Genomic DNA, 16225 nt, shown 5'->3' with positions numbered 1-16225 from the left:
GGCAGAGGGCCGGGCGCTGGAAGAATCCAGCGTCCGGCCCTTTGGTTTAAGTCACGTAGAATTGAGGCACTATGGCGAAATCCCCTGACTCCAGCAACTCCACCCCGGCGGGCTCCAGCGCGGTGAAGCGCGGCCTGTTCACGCGCAAGCCCAAGGAAGCTAAGGCCAAGAAGCCCAGCAGGCTCAAGCAGATCGGTGAGGTCTTCACCATGACCCGCCGCCACGACCCCATGGTTCCGTGGCTCATGCTGCTGGTGTTCCTCGGTGTTGTGGCCGTGAGCTTCCTGGTGGGTTTCTGGCTGGATAACTGGATTACCGGCCTGATCATCGGCATTCCGCTCGGCCTGCTGGCGGCCACCTTCATTCTGTCCCGCCGCGCTGAGCGTGCAGCGTTCGCGCAGATCGAAAACCAGCCCGGAGCTTCGGGCGCTGCTCTGGGAACCCTCCGCCGCGGCTGGATCACCGAAGAACAGCCCGTGGCCGTCAACCCGCGCACGCAGGATGCCGTGTTCCGCGCTGTGGGCCGTCCCGGCGTCGTCCTTGTCAGCGAAGGCCCCACCCACCGGGTGAAGCCGCTGCTCGACGCCGAGCGCAAGCGCCTGGCGCGCATCCTGCCCAACGTTCCTGTCCACACCATCCAGACCGGCCGCGGCGAAGGCCAGGTGCCGCTGAGCCAGGTGGCCAAGCAGATGGGCAAGATGAAGAACGAACTGACCAAACTTGAAGTCAGCACGGTATCCAAGCGCATCGCGTCCATGGGTACCAGGCTTCCCATTCCCAAGGGCATCGACCCCTACAAGGCCCGTCCCAACCGCGGACGCTAGCTGGTTCAACGCCCCGGTACCGGCACTGCCGGCAGCCGGGGCGTTTTTCTTTGTGCCCGAACAGCCGCGCGCAGCCCTTTATCACATCTGCGGCCAGCGCACCGCCCGACGACAGGACATGACCATGCCCCTCAGGACAACAGTGATCCGCGCCTTCCGCATCCTCGCCGTGGCCGAGGCCTGCAGTTGGGCTGCCCTCCTCGCCGGCATGTATTTCAAATGGATTGCCGCCACCACGGAGCTCGGCGTCCAGGTGGCAGGCCCTGTCCACGGTGCCCTGTTCATCGGCTACGGGGTCGCCGCGCTCATGCTGTGGCGGGTACAGCGCTGGCCGTTCCTGGTGGCCGTGCTGGCAGGTGTCTCGGCAATCTTCCCGTTCGCCACCCTCCTTTTCGAACGCTGGGCCGGACGCCGCGGGTACCTCAGCGCTGCCGGCGCAGCGGACGCCCCTGCCCTCGAGTCCAGCCGCGCCTAGCGGAACTGGCCTGCCGCCGTGGACTCCGTTGAGCAGGGACCGAAGGCCCAGCCACCGCAGGAGGCAGGGACGCCGGAGACGCGCGCGCAGGGGCGCAGGCGGGTAATCGCCCTCCTCTCCCTGCTGGGGGCGACCCTGTTCTGGGCTAAGCAACTACGTGGTGGGCGCCGCGCCGTCCACAGCATCGACCCCCTGAGCCTGGTCTTCCTGCGGTGGGCGATCGCACTGGTGCCGCTGCTGCTGATAGCCCAGCTTGTGGAGAAGCCCTGCTGGCGGTCCGTTGCGGCTGCGTGGCCGTGGCTGCTGGCGCTCAGCGTGTGCGGGCTGCTCGGATACAACCTCCTCCTGTACTTCGCCCTGGAACACACCGATGCGTTCAATGCCTCGCTGATCAACGCCTTCAATCCGGCGCTGATCACGCTGGCGGCCGCAGTGTTCCTGCGCGAACGGCTCACGCCGATGGCGGTGGTAAGCGTCGTGATGGCACTGACCGGCGTCCTCATCGTCATCAGTGGAGGGAATGTGGGCCGGCTGGCCACTGCCGGCTTCGGCACCGGCAAGGTGCTGATGGTGGGGGCAGTGGTTGTCTGGACGGCCTACACGGTCGTTGGCCGCCTGGCACCTAAGATCCCGCCGATCACAGCCACCGCAGTGCAGGCAGCCGTGGCGGTGGCCCTGCTGGCCCCGGTGCGTTTCGCGCCGGGCGGCCTGGCTTTTCCCGGGACGGGCAGTGCGTTGGCGTCATTGCTCTTCATCGCCATTTTTCCGTCGGTACTGTCCTACGTGCTGTGGAACCGCGCCCTGACGGTCCTGCCGGCGGCCGGTGCCGGCGTGTTCCTCAACCTGATCACCGTCTTCACCGCAGTCCTGACCATTCTCGCCGGACAGGTCCACACAGCCGCGCAGTTTGTGGGCGGCGCCATCGTGGTCGGCGGCGTCATCGTCACGAATGCGCGGGCCTTCCGGCGGAAGAACCCGGCGGGTGCTTAGAGCGGCGGGTGCTTAGAGCGGCGGGTACCTTGGTGCGGCTGCCCTTGGAGCGCCGCTGCCCGCGGGAGGCCCGTGCCTTATCGCCGGATAAGGAGCGTATTCATGGCCTTGTCGTGCAGGCCGCGCTGGTCCGGGTCGAAAATGACTGCGGGGATGACCAGGCAGAGGAGCACTGCCCTGACCAGGCCAGCCAGCGGCCCCGGAGTGCCGCCTCCCGGCTTGATCACCGCGATGCCCATGATGCGGTGGCCGATGCTGTACCCGAGGGTGCCCACCAGCAGGGTCTGTTCGATGGCGAAGACCGCCAGCGTGGCCCAGGAATCGCCGCCAAAGGCAAAGTTGCTGATGAGCAGTGCGATGCCCCAGTCGATCATGATCGCAACGATCCTGCGCCCTGCCCGGGCAATGGAGCCGGGACCGGACTCCGGCAGTCCCAGGCGCTCCCCCGGATACTTTGAGATGCCGGAGGTGTCAGGTCCGGTGAGCCAGGAGCCAATGTCTTTGCGATCTACCACCGTCCAAGTTTACCGACCCCGGGGCCAGCAGCGCGCCCACAGTGTGGATGGGACTCGACCACAGTGTGGACGGACGATACCGTGGTCATAGCAGGGCATTCTGTAACCTGCCCGAAACAATGCGGACATGGACGGGAAATGCCGGATCCATAGTCTGTTAGAAGTTTCAAGCAATCCCCCGGCAGGTACACGCGACAGGGACAACATGCGTTCTCCCTGATTTTGGATTGCGCTGGATCACATGGCGTGCATGCCAGATATTTACATATGCGTTAGGAGCATAGATGTTCAAGACTGCGGACGAAGTCCTCAAGTTCATCAAGGACGAAGATGTAAAGTTCGTCGATATCCGCTTCACCGACCTTCCGGGTGTCCAGCAGCACTTCAACGTCCCCGCGAAGAGTGTTGACGCTGATTTCTTCGTCAACGGACAGCTCTTCGACGGTTCCTCCATCCGCGGATTCCAGGGCATCGCCGAATCTGACATGCAGCTGATCCCGGACGTCACCACCGCGTTCCTGGACACCTTCCGCATGGAGAAGACCCTCGCGCTGAACTTCTCGATCGTCAACCCGCGCACCGGTGACCCGTACCACCGCGACCCCCGCGGCGTGGCCGAGAAGGCCGAGGCCTACCTGGCCTCCACCGGCATCGCCGACACCGCATTCTTCGCTCCCGAAGCCGAGTTCTTCGTGTTCGACAACGTCCAGTACCAGTCCTCCCCCGAGGGCAGCTTCTACAAGATCGACTCCGAAGAAGCCCACTGGAACAGCGGCCGCGAGGAAGAAGGCGGCAACCTGGGCTACAAGACCCCCGTCAAGGGCGGCTACTTCCCGGTCTCCCCGACCGACAAGCAGGCTGACCTGCGCGACGCCATGTGCGTTGCCCTGGACGAAGCCGGCCTCGAGGTCGAGCGCAGCCACCACGAAGTTGGGTCCGCCGGCCAGGCCGAGATCAACTACAAGTTCACCACGCTGACCCACGCTGCCGATGACCTGCAGAAGTTCAAGTACGTCATCAAGAACACCGCTGACGCCTGGGGCAAGTCCGTTACCTTCATGCCGAAGCCTGTCTTCGGCGACAACGGCTCGGGCATGCACTGCCACCAGTCGCTGTGGAACGGTGGCGAGCCGCTGTTCTACGACGAGAAGGGCTACGCGGCCTGTCCGACACCGCCCGCTGGTACATCGGCGGCCTGCTCCAGCACTCCTCCGCCGTCCTGGCCTTCACCAACCCGACGGTGAACTCCTACCGTCGCCTGGTCAAGGGCTTCGAGGCTCCGGTTAACATGGTCTACTCGCAGGGCAACCGCTCCGCCGGTATCCGCATCCCCATCACGGGCTCCAACCCGAAGGCCAAGCGCATCGAATTCCGCGCTCCGGACCCCTCCTCCAACCCTTACCTGGCCTTCGCTGCCCAGCTGATGGCCGGCATTGACGGCATCCGCAACCGCATCGAGCCCCCGGCTCCCATCGACAAGGACCTCTACGAGCTCCCGGCCGAGGAAGCCAAGGACATCCCCAAGGCTCCGGGCACCCTCGAGGAAGCCCTGGAGGCCCTGCGCGAGGACAACGAGTTCCTGCAGGCCGGCGGTGTCTTCACCCAGGACCTGATCGACACCTGGATCGAGTACAAGTACGAGAACGAGATCCGTCCGCTGTCCCTGCGCCCGAACCCCTACGAGTTCGAGCTCTACTACGGCGTCTAGTCTGCGGCCTGCCCTGCAGGAGCGCTGAAACAGCAAAGGCGGCCACCGGTTCATCCGGTGGCCGCCTTTTGCGTTGTCCCGGCCGTCAAGGCCGCGGACGGAGACCGCCGTAAGGTGGGGGCCCGTCTCCAGACGTGCTGAGACCGGGAGCCGGACCCCCTGACGAATGCCCCCCGAGACGAAGACTGTCCAGCCTTCCCCCCAACAAGGTTGGAGAACACCGCCAACCACATAATCGGGCAAACGCTTGCTAAGCGCAATGCCGGTCCGGCGCGTTACGCCGGTGCGGCGGCAGCGAAGCTGTGGAACATGGTCCGCTGCGGCCCCGCGGAACCGCCCAGGTACGGCCCTGCGTCGACAAATCCGGCGCGGCGGTACGCGGAGAGGCCCGCATTGTTGTCCTCATTGACGGAAAGTACGACGCCGGACTCGCCGCTTTGGTGCCGGGCGGTGAGCTTGCGGGCAGCCTCCACAGCGGCAGCGGTCGCCAGCGTGCCCAGCCCCCTGCCCTGGTGCCGGCTGTCGATGAGGAAGCCCCGCAGCAGCCAGGCTGAGCTGTCGTCGGGCCACCCGGCAAGACCGGCGGCCCCCGCCTGGAGGGTCAGGACACCGGCTGCGTTCCCGCCTGCCTCCACGACGTAGGGGTGCCGTGATTCTTCGGCCAGGCCTGCCAGCGCCATGCGGAGGGGGTCACCCACAAACCGTTCCTGGCCTGCCAGGAGCGACATGTCCGCGATGGCGCCCAACTGGATGGCGCGGGCATCCGCGTCCAGGTCCCGTAGCGGGATAAGCCAGACCCAGTCAGTGTCCATAGAAGACACGTTCAAAGACGGCGCGGGCGCGGCGGCTCACCCGCAGATAGTCTTCCTCCAGCGCGGCGGCGTGTCCCGGCTCGTAGCCGCACCAGCGCGCCACGGCCTCGAGGTCGCGGCGGGAGGACGGCAGGAGATCGGAGGCCTTGCCGTTCCAGATGACATTGGCGGACCGGATGCGGCTGGCCAACCGCCAGGCCTCAGCCAGCAAACCGGCGTCAGCAGCATCCAGCAGTCCAAGTTCGGCTGCTGCGGTGAGGGCTTCCAGGGTGGACGTGGTCCGGAGTTCTGGGTGTTTCCCGGCGTGCTGGAGCTGCAGCAGCTGCACCAGCCACTCGACGTCACTGAGGCCGCCGCGGCCGAGTTTGAGGTGCCGTGCAGGGTCGGCGCCGCGCGGCAGCCGCTCCGATTCCACCCTGGCCTTGATGCGCCTGATCTCCCGTACGTCCTGCTCCGCCACGGTTTCCGGGTAGCGGATGGGATCGATCAGCTTGAGGAAATCAGCGGCCAGGGCATCATCGCCGGCCATGGGCCGTGCCCGCAACAGTGCCTGTGCTTCCCAGATCAGGGACCAGCGGCGGTAATACTCCGCGAAGGAGTCCAGGGAGCGCACCATGGCCCCGTTCTTGCCCTCGGGACGGAGATCGGCGTCCATCTGGAGGACCCGTTCGGCCATGATGGTAAGCTTCAGCGGCTGGGTGAGGAGGCTGGACACCTTGGCCACGATGCGGGCGGCCTGTTCCTGCGCCTCCGCCTCGGTAAAGCCGGGCAGCGCGCGGTGGACGTACATGACGTCGGCGTCGGAGCCGTAGCCGATCTCCCGGCCGCCCTGTCGGCCCATGGCCACCACCAGCACCGTGGTTTTGAGCGGGCCGCCGGCTGAGACTATTCCTTCCGCCACCCGCAGCGCGCCCAGGACGGCGGCGCGGTCCGTGTCTGCCAGGGCCCTGCCCACCTGTTCCTGGTCCAGGACGCCGGCGGAATCTGCGATGGCGATGCGCAGGATTTCCCGCCGCCGGATCAGCCGGATCAGGCGCATGGCACTCTCCGGGTCCTCGTGCCGGGACATCTTTGCCGTGATCTCCTGCCACTGGGCTTCAAAGCCCACGGGAACCAGGTCCTTGTCCTGTCCCAGCCATGCCACCGACTCCGGCGAGACCTCCAGCAGGTCCGCGATCAGCCGTGAGTTGGACAGCATGTGGCACAGGCGTTCGGCGGCGGCGTTGGAGTCGCGGAGCAGGCCAAGGTACCAGTGTGTGGTGCCCAGTGCCTCGCTGACGCGGCGGAAGGCCAGAAGGCCGGCGTCCGGGTCCACGCCCTCGGCGAGCCAGTCGAGCAGGATGGGCAGGAGCTGGCGCTGCAGGGCGGCCCGGCGGCTCACTCCGGCCGTCAGCGCCTCAATGTGGCGCATCGCCCCCTGCGGGTCCCGGTATCCGAGCGCCGCAAGCCGTCCCTGCGCCGCTTCCGGGGTCAGCCTGGCGTCCTCGCTGCTGAGTTTGGCTGCCGTGTTCAGCAGCGGCCGGTAGAAGATACGCTCGTGCAGTTCACGGACCGAGCGCTTGGTCCGTTGCCACGCGGACAGCAGGGAGTCCGGGCTGGGCCGTTCGTTGGAGAACGGCCCCAGGACGGCTTTGGCCAAAGAGCGCAGTGCCGGCTCCGCCACCGGCATAAGGTGGGTCCGGCGCAGCTGGAACAGCTGGATCCGGTGCTCCAGGAGCCGCAGGTAGCGGTAGGCATTGTCAAAGGCCGCCGCGTCGGAACGGCCAATGTAACCGCCCGCTGAAAGGGCAGCGATCGCAGAGGTGGTGTCCCGCCGTCGTAATGTCTCATCCGCCTTGCCATGCACCAGCTGGAGCAGCTGGACGGTGAATTCAACGTCGCGCAGTCCGCCGCGGCCCAGCTTGATCTGGCGCTGCTCCTCGGCCGCCGGAATGTTCTCCGTGACCCGGCGCCGCATCGCCTGGACGGACTCCACGAAGCCCTCCCGCCCGGCCGAGCTCCAGATCAGCGGCGCCACGGCTTCCTCGTACGCCCGGCCAAGCGCGGCGTCGCCCGCAATGGCACGGGCCTTGAGCAGCGCCTGGAATTCCCAGCTTTCGGCCCACCTGGCGTAGTACGTCTCGTGGGAGGCGAGGGTGCGGACCAGCGGCCCCGACTTGCCCTCGGGCCTCAGGTTCGCATCCACCTCCCACAGTCCGGGCTCCCTCGCAACCGAGGAGATCGCCCGGGAGATGCCGCTTGCCAGCGCCGTGCCGATGGTGTTGGCCTGGGCATCCTCCAGGCTGCCGGCGTCCACGACGTAGATGACGTCGACGTCGGAGATGTAGTTCAGTTCCCGGGCTCCGCATTTGCCCATGCCGATGACTGCCAGGCCGACGTCGGCGACGTCGGCTGCGCTGTGCTGCTCCGCCGCTTCAGCGCGGGAGACGGCGAGGGCAGCCTCAATGGCGGCTGCGGCCAGGTCCGCAAGTTCACCGCCCACCGATGGCAGGAAGTCCAGCGGGTCCGCGGCGCAGAGGTCCTTGACGGCGAGGTCCACCAGTCCGCGCCGGTAGGCCGTGCGCAGGGCAGCGTAGGCGTCCGCGCCGGTGGAGGCGGCCACGGGACGTGCGGCGCGGGGGTCGGCACCCACGGCCTGCAGGAGGGTGGTGCGCAGCCTGCCCGGGTCGGCGGGCAGCGGCTCGGGACTGGCCCGGACCCGGAAGGCCTCCAAATGCTCCGGGTGCCTGATGAGGAACTCCCCCAGGGCCTCGGAAGCGCCCAGGACCCGGTACATGGGCTCGCTGTCCTCCGCGTCAGCGGCCGCCAGGTCCCGCAGCTGCGGGTGCTTTTCAATCAGCCGGACCAGGGACTGCAGGGCAGTGTCCGGGCTCGCCGCCAGCTGCAGCCCGGCAAAGAGCCTGTCCTGGTCCAGCCCCTCAAGTTCGCGCGCGGCAAGGAACCGTTCGCCCTTCTCCAGGTCGCTGAATCCGGCCGCGATCAGGCGGCGTGCCAGGCTCACGCCGGGCACCTAGAGGATGCCGAGGTTGCGCTGCAGCTCGTAGGGCGTCACCTGAAGCCGGTAGTCCTGCCATTCGGCCCGCTTGTTGCGCAGGAAGTGCTCGTAGACCTGTTCGCCCAGGATCTGCGGCATCAGCTCCGAGTCCTCCATGGAACGGATGGCATCGTGCAGGCTGGCCGGGAGCGGGTCATGGCCCATGGCGCGGCGTTCCGCGGAGCTCAGTGACCAGACATCGTCCTCTGCCGCGGCCGGAAGGTCGTAGCCCTCTTCGATGCCCTTCAGGCCCGCGCCGAGCAGCACGGCGTAGGCAAGGTACGGGTTCGCGGCGGAGTCGATGCCGCGGTACTCGATCCGGGCGGACTGGCCCTTGCCGGGCTTGTACAGGGGCACGCGGACCAGCGCTGAGCGGTTGTTGTGGCCCCAGCTGAGGTAGCTGGGTGCCTCGCCGCCGCCCCACAGGCGCTTGTAGGAGTTGACGAACTGGTTGGTGACGGCCGTGAATTCCGGGGCGTGCTTGAGGATGCCGGCGATGAACTGCCGGGCGGTCTTGGACAGCTGGAACTCTGCCCCTGCTTCGAAGAACGCGTTGCTGTCGCCCTCGAACAGGGAGAAGTGCGTGTGCATGCCGGACCCGGGGTGGTCGGTGAACGGCTTGGGCATGAACGTGGCGTAGGTGCCCTGCTGCAGCGCCACTTCCTTGATAACGGTGCGGAACGTCATGATGTTGTCCGCCGTCTGCAGGGCGTCCGCGTAGCGGAGATCGATCTCGTTCTGGCCCGGGCCTGCCTCGTGGTGGCTGAATTCCACGGAAATGCCGACCGATTCCAGCATGGTCACGGCGGTGCGCCGGAAATCCTGGGCCACGCCGCCGGGGACATGGTCAAAGTAGCCGCCCTCGTCCACCGGAACAGGAGCACCGTTCGGACCCGGCTCGTGCGACTTAAGCAGGTAGAACTCGATCTCGGGGTGGGTGTAGCAGGTGAAGCCCATGTCCGCGGCCTTGGCAAGGGTCCGCTTGAGCACGTTGCGCGGATCGGCAGCGGAGGGCTCGCCGTCGGGGGTCAGGATGTCGCAGAACATCCTGGACGTCTGCTCCGTCTCGCCGCGCCACGGCAGGATCTGGAAGGTGGCGGGATCCGGCTGGGCCAGCATGTCGGATTCGAAAACGCGGGCCAGGCCTTCGATGGAGGAACCGTCGAACCCCAGGCCTTCCTCAAATGCGCCCTCAACCTCCGCCGGTGCCAGCGCCACGGACTTCAGCGAACCCACGACGTCGGTGAACCACAGGCGCACGAAACGTACGTCGCGCTCTTCGATTGTGCGCAGGACAAACTCTTGCTGGCGGTCCATGATGGCCTCTTCTCCGGTCAACGTCTTGCTCCGGGGTCCGCGCAAAGGGGAAAGCCGGCAGCAGTTCATCATCACTGTACTAATCATTCGGCGCCGATGCTTGAGCCTGCGCCGTGCGTAACACAGCATTAACCTGGCGGTCCCCAAAACATGCCCCCAGGCGCGGTTTCCAGCGATACCTGGCAGCCCGCTCCGGCCCGGAGCTATGGCGCTTATCACCTTTTTGCCGGGATGCCCGCGGTAGCTAGGACGGCCGGTACCGCACTACGCTCATCCCATGGCCTCCAACAGCTCCGACTCCAGCGCGTCCGCAGAAGCACCCGCCCCGTACGGCAACGGCCCCGGCGTGCCGGTTCCTGCCGAACGGAAGCCCGCCAAGGTCCGCATCCACCACCTGCAGCAGGCCAAGCGTGACGGCAGCAGGTTCGCCATGCTCACGGCGTACGAGCAGTACACGGCCGAGATTTTCGATGCTGCCGGCATCGAGGTGCTCCTGGTCGGCGACTCGGCGTCCAACAACGTCTTTGGCAATGAGACCAGCCTCCCGGTGACCGTTGACGAACTGCTCCCCCTCTGCCGGGCGGTGGCCAGGTCCGCCAAGCGTGCCCTGGTGGTGGCTGACCTTCCGTTCGGCAGCTACGAGGTCAGTGCGGAGCAGGCCGTCGCCGCCGGAGTCAGGTTCCTGAAGGAAGGGCTGGCCCACGCGGTAAAGATCGAGGGCGGGAAGTACTACGCCCCCACGGTCCGCGCGATGGTGCAGGCAGGCATCCCGGTGATGGCCCACATCGGCTTCACGCCCCAGAGCGAACACGCCCTGGGCGGTTACCGCGTGCAGGGCCGAGGCGACGACGCCCAACGGCTGATCGAGGACGCCCGAGCCCTTGAAGAGGCCGGGGCGTTTTGCGTGCTGATGGAGATGGTGCCGGCGGAGACTGCTGCGGCGGTTGACGCCGCCGTGGCCGTCCCTACGGTGGGCATCGGGGCGGGGAACGCCACCACGGGCCAGGTCCTTGTGTGGCAGGACATGGCCGGGCTTCGCGGCGGCCGGATGGCAAAATTCGTCAAGCAGTACGCGGACTTGCGCAGCACACTGCACGACGCCGCCACCGCCTACGGGGACGACGTCCGGTCCGGCACGTTCCCCGGCCCGGAACACTCGTTCTAGGCAGGAAGCAGCCCGTCAGTCGTCGTCGCCTTTTTCCCAGGCCTCGTTGCGCGCCCGGACCTTCTCGATGGCATGCTCCGCTTCTTCGCGGGTCTTGTAGGGCCCAATGAGCTGGCTCCAGTCCGACAGCCGGTCCTCTTCCACTTCGTGGGTGTTGATGTTGAACCAGTACTCAGTCATCGTTGCTCCTCGTTCCGGCGACAGGAAAACCAGGGTGATCCACGTAACACAAACACTTACGCGCGCCCTCCCCAGCTTGTCGGTTGTTAGGCGTTCTGTGGTGCCTTATATGATCAATCTATGCCTTCCCTTGCCTCGACTGCACCCATTGGCACCCTCACCCCGGGTACCCTGAGTCCGCAGCGTCCCGTCCCGGCGTCCATCCCCCGTCCGGAATACGTCGGCAAGCCGGCACCCGCAAAATTCACCGGCTCCGAAGTCAAGTCTGCGGAGACCATCGAGAAGATCCGGATTGCCGGGAAAATCGCGGCGCAGGCCATCGTGGAAGTGGGCAAGCACATCCAGCCGGGTGTCACCACCGACGAACTGGACAAAGTGGGCCACGAATTCCTGCTGGACCACAACGCCTACCCGTCCACGCTCGGTTACCGCGGATTCCCCAAGTCGTTGTGTTCCTCCTTGAACGAGGTCATCTGCCACGGCATCCCGGACAGCACCGTGGTCCAGGACGGCGACATCCTGAACATCGACATCACGGCCTACCTCAACGGCGTCCACGGAGACACCAACTACACGTTCCTGGTGGGGGACGTGGACGAGGAATCCCGGCTCCTGGTGGAGCGTACGCGGGAGTCGCTGAACCGGGCCATCAAGGCTGTGGCGCCGGGGCGTGAAATCAACGTCATTGGCAGGGCCATCCAGTCCTATGCCAAGCGCTTTGGCTACGGCGTGGTCCGCGACTTCACCGGCCATGGCGTCGGAGAGGCCTTCCACACCGGGCTCATCATCCCGCACTACGATGCCGCCCCTGCCTACAACACCGTGATCGAAACGGGAATGGTGTTCACCATCGAACCGATGCTCACGCTGGGTACCGTGGAGTGGGACATGTGGAGCGATGACTGGACCGTGGTCACACGGGACCGGAAGCGCACCGCCCAATTCGAGCACACCCTGCTGGTCACCGAGACCGGCGCCGAAATCCTTACCCTGCCGTAGCCCGGCCCATGCCCCCTGGGCATGCTGCCGGTGCAAACCGGACACCTGTTACGGGCCGCCCCCAAAGCCGCCCCTTTTCCTGCCCGCCCCTGTCAAGAACGGAATCCCATTGGCCAAGAAGGACGAGAAGTCGCACAAGAACGCACCGCTGATCGGCATCGACATCGGTGGTACGGGCATCAAGGGCGGCATTGTCGACCTGAAAAAGGGCAAGCTCCTCGGAGAACGCTTCCGGGTGCCCACCCCGCAGCCCGCCACCCCTGAGGCCGTAGCCGAGGCCGTGGCCCTGGTGGTGGCCGAACTCTCGGCACGCCCCGAGGCTCCGGAAGCCGGCTCCCCCGTGGGCGTGACCTTTCCCGGCATCATCCAGCACGGCGTGGTCCACTCCGCAGCCAATGTGGACAAGAGCTGGCTGGACACGGACATCGACGCCCTCCTCACGGCCCGGCTCGGCCGGCCGGTGGAAGTCATCAATGATGCGGACGCCGCAGGCCTGGCAGAAGCACGTTTCGGTGCCGGCGCGGGTGTCTCCGGCACGGTCCTGGTGATCACCCTGGGCACCGGCATCGGGTCGGCCTTCATCTTCGACGGAAAGCTGGTCCCCAACGCAGAGCTGGGGCACCTTGAAATTGACGGCCACGACGCCGAATCCAAGGCGTCCGCTGTTGCCCGCGAACGGGACGGGCTGTCCTGGGACGAGTACAGCGTTCTCCTGCAGCGCTACTTCTCGCACGTGGAGTTCCTGTTCTCGCCGGAACTGTTCATCGTGGGGGGCGGGATTTCAAAGCGCGCCGACGAGTACCTTCCCAACCTCAGGCTCCGCACCCCGATTGTCCCGGCGGTGCTCCGCAACGAGGCAGGCATTGTGGGTGCGGCGCTGGAAATCGCGCTCCAGCACAACCTGGCCAAGTAGGGAGTGGTGCCGGTGGCGGCTGCGGCTTCCCCTCCGCTGCCGCCACCGGAGTTTTAGAGGGGGCTCTTCTCGGAGCTCTTGGCTGCGCCCTTGGCGCCTTCCCCGGCCTCGTGGCGGAGCAGGGCAATGGCAGTCTCGAAGTCCTCGAGGGACTCGAAGGCCTGGTACACGCTGGCGAAGCGAAGGTACGCTACCTCGTCGAGTTTCTGCAGCGGCCCGAGGATCACCAGGCCAACCTCGTGCGCATCAATTTCAGCGGCGCCCGATGCACGGATTTGCTCTTCGACTTCCTGGGCCAGCATGGCGAGGTCATCCTCGCTCACGGGACGCCCCTGGCACGCCTTGCGCACGCCGTTGATCACCTTGCTGCGGCTGAAGGGCTCGCCCACGCCGGACCGCTTGATCACGGACAGGCTGGTGGTTTCCACCGTGGTGAACCGGCGGCCGCATTCAGGGCATTGCCGGCGCCTTCGGATGGCCGAGCCGTCGTCAGCCATCCGGCTGTCCACCACGCGGGAATCAGGGTTGCGGCAGAACGGGCAGTACATGGCGTTCCCCCTTTTCGCTTGTGGTGTGCAACGGCGTTGGACGCCACCGGCACCGCCGGGGGGCGATGCCGTGGCGTACCCAGTTTACGGGCAGATGTGGGGTAATAACAATCCTGTAATTACTACATGTAGTGGTATCACCGATCGCCCGGGAACCGGGCCGTCACCGCGTCCCCGTGGGCCGGAAGATCCTCGGCCCGGGACAGGCTCACGATGTGCCCGCTGACCTCGGCCAGGGCTTCCCGGCTGTAGTTGACCACCTGGATGGCGCGCAGGAAAGTGGTCACGTTCAGCCCGGAGGAAAAAGCTGCCGTCCCGCTGGTGGGCAGCACGTGGTTGGAACCGGCGCAGTAGTCGCCAAGGCTGACGGGGCTGTAGTCGCCCACGAAGATCGCGCCCGCGTTCCGGATGCGTGCGGCCACGGCGGCAGCGTCCCGGGTCATGATTTCCAGGTGCTCCGCTGCGTAGGCGTCACAGGCAGCGATTCCCTGCTCGAGGCCGTCCACCAGCACGACGCCGGACTGGGGACCGGACAGCGCCTCCTGCACCCTGGCCGAGTGCTTGGTGGCGGCGGCCTGCAGTGCCAGTTCAGCGCGCACGGCGGCGGCCAGGTCTTCGGAATCGGTAATGAGGACCGAGGCTGCCTTCGGATCGTGCTCCGCCTGGCTGAGCAGGTCGGCGGCAACCAGCGCGGGCTGGGCGGAGTCGTCCGCCAGGATGGCGATCTCGGTGGTTCCGGCCTCGGAATCAATGCCGACGACGCCCTTGACCAGGCGTTTGGCCGTGGCCACGAAGATGTTGCCGGGGCCGGTGACCACGTCCACGGGCTCCAGGGCCGGGCCTGCCTCCGTTGCTTCGACGCCGTAGGCGAAGGCGGCAATGGCCTGGGCCCCGCCGATGGCGTAGACCTCAGTGATGCCCAGCAGCGCCGCTGCCGCCAGGATGGTGGGGTGCGGCAGGCCGCCGAACTCCTTCTGGGGCGGCGAGGCCAGGGCGATGGACTCCACGCCCGCCGCCAGTGCGGGTACGACGTTCATGATTACCGATGACGGGTACACAGCAAGGCCGCCGGGAACGTACAGCCCCACGCGGGCCACCGGAACCCAGTTCTGGCTGACCACTGCGCCGTCGCCCAGTTCGACGTCGACATTGCGGGGGCGCTGGCCGTCCGCGAACTTCCGTGCCCGGCTGATGGATTCCTCCAGGGCAGCCCGGACGGCGGGATCCAGCTGGTCCAGCGCTGCGGCGATTGCCTCCCCGGGGACCAGCGGGTGCCCCTGCGCCACGCCGTCGAACCGTTCGGCCAGCTCGGCCAGCGCCGCGAAGCCGCGCTCCCGGACGGCGGAAATGATCTGCAGGACCTTTTCCTCGGCGTCCGCCACGGTCTGTCCCTTGGCGCGGGGCACCGCGGCGCGCAGTGCCGGGAGACTGAGGTGGCGGCCCCGAAGGTCAATGGTGCGGAAGTCGACGGCGGCTGTCACGGGGGCGGGAAACTCCGGGGATGTGGTCACCGCTCTATTTTACGGGGCTGTGCACGCCCGCTGTTTCCGCACCGGCGGGATCAGTCTTTCTGCCCGTGGCGCCCACCAGTTCCAGGATGAAGACCGACACGGCCGTGGCGGCGGGCCAGAGCAGCAGGACCGGCCACGCCCGCAGGGAGAAGGCGATGCTGGCGTTTGCCGACGTGTCGACGGCCGGACCCCACAGCCGTCCCGCGAGGACGCCTGTCCCCCATGCTACGGCGCTGCCTGCGAACGCCCCGGCCAGGCCGGTGAGCAGTGCCGCCTGCGGGTCCGGGCGCTTGCCGTCCGCCAGGAATACGGCCAGCAGGCAGTAGCCCAGCACCAGGATGCCTGCGAGCGTGAGATCGCGCGGCAGCCAGACCAGGGGCACGTTGCCGGCCCCCAGGGCCGGGTCGCGGGTGATCAGGTTCAATCCGCCCGGTGCAAGTACCCACCAGAGGATTCCCGCCGGAATGCCCGCGGCCGCCGGGACCAGCAGCAGGGACCATGGCAGCAGCCGCCTGGCGGGGCGGGCGAAGTTCGTCATGCAACACACCTTAACAAAGGTTCCTGCAAGGCCATCCGCGGCGGTGCTGCCCGCGCCTGTTTTCCCGCCGTGACCGTGGGCCAATACGCTTGGGGAAAGAGTTACGCCACTTAGTTCAGGAGTTCCGGTGACCGACAACAGCGAGCCGTTCGAGCAGACGTTCAAGGAGATGTTCCGCCGCCATGCCGCGGGCGTCGCCATCATCACCGTGAACTACCAGGATGAGCCCTACGGCTTCACGGCAACCTCCGTGGCGTCCCTGTCAGCGAAACCGCCGCGCTTCACGTTCAACATGGCGCGCAGCTCCAGGTCCTGGCCCGCGGTGGCCAACACCCAGTACCTGGGGGTGCACATGCTGGGCCTGGAGAACCAGGAGCTGGCGGCCCGCTTTGCCCGCCCCGGCAACCGCTTCGAAGGCAACCACTGGGAAATCGGTCCGCACGGGGTGCCCATCCTCAAGGATGTTGCCGGCTGGCTGATCGGCGAGATCCAGATGCGGCTCTCCTTCGAGAACAACGCCGTGGTGGTGGTCCAAGTGGTGGACGGCCAGGTGGGCGGCGAAGGATCGCCGTTGCTGTACCACGGCGGCGCCTACGGGCAGCCGGTGCCGCTGGATTACGAGATCTGACGCCCACGGACCGGCGCAGCACAAATAAGGCGGCCGACGGCGGGAGGTGATTCCCGCCGTCGGCCGCC

15 protein-coding genes and 1 pseudogene are annotated in these 16225 nt (G+C 66.8%); 8 read left to right on the top strand and 8 right to left on the bottom strand.

Annotated elements, in window-relative coordinates; all coding sequences use genetic code 11:
• The first annotated feature begins 71 nt into the window (after positions 1 to 71).
• The 3 genes from NMQ03_RS08270 (at position 72) to NMQ03_RS08260 (ending at position 2289) form a co-directional block, all read left to right on the top strand.
• Entirely contained in the window at positions 72 to 824 is a 753-nt protein-coding gene (locus NMQ03_RS08270) for a DUF4191 domain-containing protein (protein ID WP_255175166.1), read from the top strand.
• A 124-nt stretch (positions 825 to 948) separates the two neighbouring features.
• On the top strand, positions 949 to 1299 hold the full coding sequence (locus NMQ03_RS08265) for a DUF3817 domain-containing protein (protein ID WP_255175165.1): 351 nt from the start codon (positions 949 to 951) through the stop codon (positions 1297 to 1299).
• Positions 1300 to 1317: 18 nt separating this feature from the next.
• Positions 1318 to 2289 (top strand): DMT family transporter, encoded by a 972-nt coding sequence (locus tag NMQ03_RS08260; protein WP_255175164.1) that lies wholly within the window; start codon positions 1318 to 1320, stop codon positions 2287 to 2289.
• A 77-nt stretch (positions 2290 to 2366) separates the two neighbouring features.
• Here NMQ03_RS08260 and NMQ03_RS08255 read toward each other — a convergent pair whose 3' ends face one another.
• Positions 2367 to 2804: an RDD family protein gene (locus tag NMQ03_RS08255; protein WP_141160826.1), complete on the bottom strand. Its 438-nt coding sequence runs from the start codon at positions 2802 to 2804 to the stop codon at positions 2367 to 2369.
• Between the two features lie 284 nt (positions 2805 to 3088).
• On the opposite strand from NMQ03_RS08255, the pseudogene glnA (NMQ03_RS08250) reads away from it, so the two are divergent.
• Positions 3089 to 4512, top strand: a pseudogene (gene glnA, locus NMQ03_RS08250) (type I glutamate--ammonia ligase).
• A gap of 275 nt (positions 4513 to 4787) precedes the next feature.
• Here the strand turns inward: glnA (NMQ03_RS08250) and NMQ03_RS08245 are convergent.
• The 3 genes from NMQ03_RS08245 to glnA (NMQ03_RS08235) are packed head-to-tail and all read right to left on the bottom strand — an operon-like array spanning position 4788 to position 9675.
• The gene (locus NMQ03_RS08245; RefSeq protein WP_255175163.1) at positions 4788 to 5324 is read right to left on the bottom strand and encodes a GNAT family N-acetyltransferase; all 537 of its coding nucleotides are present in this window, start codon (positions 5322 to 5324) and stop codon (positions 4788 to 4790) included.
• Positions 5314 to 8325 carry a bifunctional [glutamine synthetase] adenylyltransferase/[glutamine synthetase]-adenylyl-L-tyrosine phosphorylase gene (locus tag NMQ03_RS08240; RefSeq protein ID WP_255175162.1) on the bottom strand — a complete coding sequence of 1004 codons (3012 nt, stop codon included), beginning with the start codon at positions 8323 to 8325 and terminating at the stop codon, positions 5314 to 5316. The genes NMQ03_RS08245 and NMQ03_RS08240 overlap by 11 nt, the downstream gene beginning before the upstream one ends.
• Positions 8326 to 8334: 9 nt before the next feature.
• Positions 8335 to 9675, bottom strand: a complete 1341-nt coding sequence (gene glnA, locus NMQ03_RS08235) for a type I glutamate--ammonia ligase (protein ID WP_141160830.1) — start codon at positions 9673 to 9675, stop codon at positions 8335 to 8337.
• Between the two features lie 277 nt (positions 9676 to 9952).
• Between glnA (NMQ03_RS08235) and panB the strand changes: the two genes are divergently transcribed.
• Positions 9953 to 10840, top strand: a complete 888-nt coding sequence (gene panB / locus NMQ03_RS08230; RefSeq protein ID WP_255175161.1) for a 3-methyl-2-oxobutanoate hydroxymethyltransferase — start codon at positions 9953 to 9955, stop codon at positions 10838 to 10840.
• Positions 10841 to 10855: 15 nt separating this feature from the next.
• Here panB and NMQ03_RS08225 read toward each other — a convergent pair whose 3' ends face one another.
• A complete protein-coding gene (locus tag NMQ03_RS08225; RefSeq protein WP_255175160.1) occupies positions 10856 to 11020 on the bottom strand; it encodes an SPOR domain-containing protein in 165 nt (54 codons plus the stop codon).
• Positions 11021 to 11140: 120 nt separating this feature from the next.
• Here NMQ03_RS08225 and map point away from each other — a divergent pair, with 120 nt between their 5' ends.
• Positions 11141 to 12019 carry a type I methionyl aminopeptidase gene (gene map / locus NMQ03_RS08220; protein WP_255175159.1) on the top strand — a complete coding sequence of 293 codons (879 nt, stop codon included), beginning with the start codon at positions 11141 to 11143 and terminating at the stop codon, positions 12017 to 12019.
• 109 nt (positions 12020 to 12128) lie between these two features.
• Complete coding sequence (gene ppgK, locus NMQ03_RS08215) at positions 12129 to 12932, top strand: polyphosphate--glucose phosphotransferase (protein ID WP_255175158.1); 804 nt, start codon at positions 12129 to 12131, stop codon at positions 12930 to 12932.
• A 53-nt stretch (positions 12933 to 12985) separates the two neighbouring features.
• Here the strand turns inward: ppgK and nrdR are convergent, their stop codons facing one another.
• From nrdR to NMQ03_RS08200, 3 genes are all read right to left on the bottom strand, one after another.
• On the bottom strand, positions 12986 to 13480 hold the full coding sequence (gene nrdR / locus NMQ03_RS08210; protein WP_224025681.1) for a transcriptional regulator NrdR: 495 nt from the start codon (positions 13478 to 13480) through the stop codon (positions 12986 to 12988).
• A 137-nt stretch (positions 13481 to 13617) separates the two neighbouring features.
• Entirely contained in the window at positions 13618 to 14991 is a 1374-nt protein-coding gene (hisD, locus tag NMQ03_RS08205) for a histidinol dehydrogenase (RefSeq protein WP_255175157.1), read from the bottom strand.
• Between the two features lie 4 nt (positions 14992 to 14995).
• A complete protein-coding gene (locus tag NMQ03_RS08200; RefSeq protein WP_255175156.1) occupies positions 14996 to 15529 on the bottom strand; it encodes a hypothetical protein in 534 nt (177 codons plus the stop codon).
• A 127-nt stretch (positions 15530 to 15656) separates the two neighbouring features.
• Here NMQ03_RS08200 and NMQ03_RS08195 point away from each other — a divergent pair, with 127 nt between their 5' ends.
• On the top strand, positions 15657 to 16157 hold the full coding sequence (locus NMQ03_RS08195) for a flavin reductase family protein (RefSeq protein WP_255175155.1): 501 nt from the start codon (positions 15657 to 15659) through the stop codon (positions 16155 to 16157).
• Positions 16158 to 16225 lie beyond the last annotated feature (68 nt).

The sequence above is a fragment of the Arthrobacter sp. DNA4 genome (assembly GCF_024362385.1).
GTDB lineage: Bacteria > Actinomycetota > Actinomycetes > Actinomycetales > Micrococcaceae > Arthrobacter.
The sequence above is the reverse complement of the archived record's forward strand: the minus strand, read 5'-3'. Positions and strand labels throughout refer to the sequence as shown.

Excerpts from the sequence above, each read along its gene's own strand:
- NMQ03_RS08270 (WP_255175166.1), top strand. The coding sequence starts at position 72 with ATGGCGAAATCCCCTGACTCCAGCAACTCCACCCCGGCGGGCTCCAGC.
- NMQ03_RS08265 (WP_255175165.1), top strand. The coding sequence starts at position 949 with ATGCCCCTCAGGACAACAGTGATCCGCGCCTTCCGCATCCTCGCCGTG.
- NMQ03_RS08245 (WP_255175163.1), bottom strand. The coding sequence starts at position 5,324 with ATGGACACTGACTGGGTCTGGCTTATCCCGCTACGGGACCTGGACGCG.
- glnA (WP_141160830.1), bottom strand. The coding sequence starts at position 9,675 with ATGGACCGCCAGCAAGAGTTTGTCCTGCGCACAATCGAAGAGCGCGAC.
- panB (WP_255175161.1), top strand. The coding sequence starts at position 9,953 with ATGGCCTCCAACAGCTCCGACTCCAGCGCGTCCGCAGAAGCACCCGCC.
- NMQ03_RS08225 (WP_255175160.1), bottom strand. The coding sequence starts at position 11,020 with ATGACTGAGTACTGGTTCAACATCAACACCCACGAAGTGGAAGAGGAC.
- map (WP_255175159.1), top strand. The coding sequence starts at position 11,141 with ATGCCTTCCCTTGCCTCGACTGCACCCATTGGCACCCTCACCCCGGGT.
- nrdR (WP_224025681.1), bottom strand. The coding sequence starts at position 13,480 with ATGTACTGCCCGTTCTGCCGCAACCCTGATTCCCGCGTGGTGGACAGC.
- NMQ03_RS08200 (WP_255175156.1), bottom strand. The coding sequence starts at position 15,529 with ATGACGAACTTCGCCCGCCCCGCCAGGCGGCTGCTGCCATGGTCCCTG.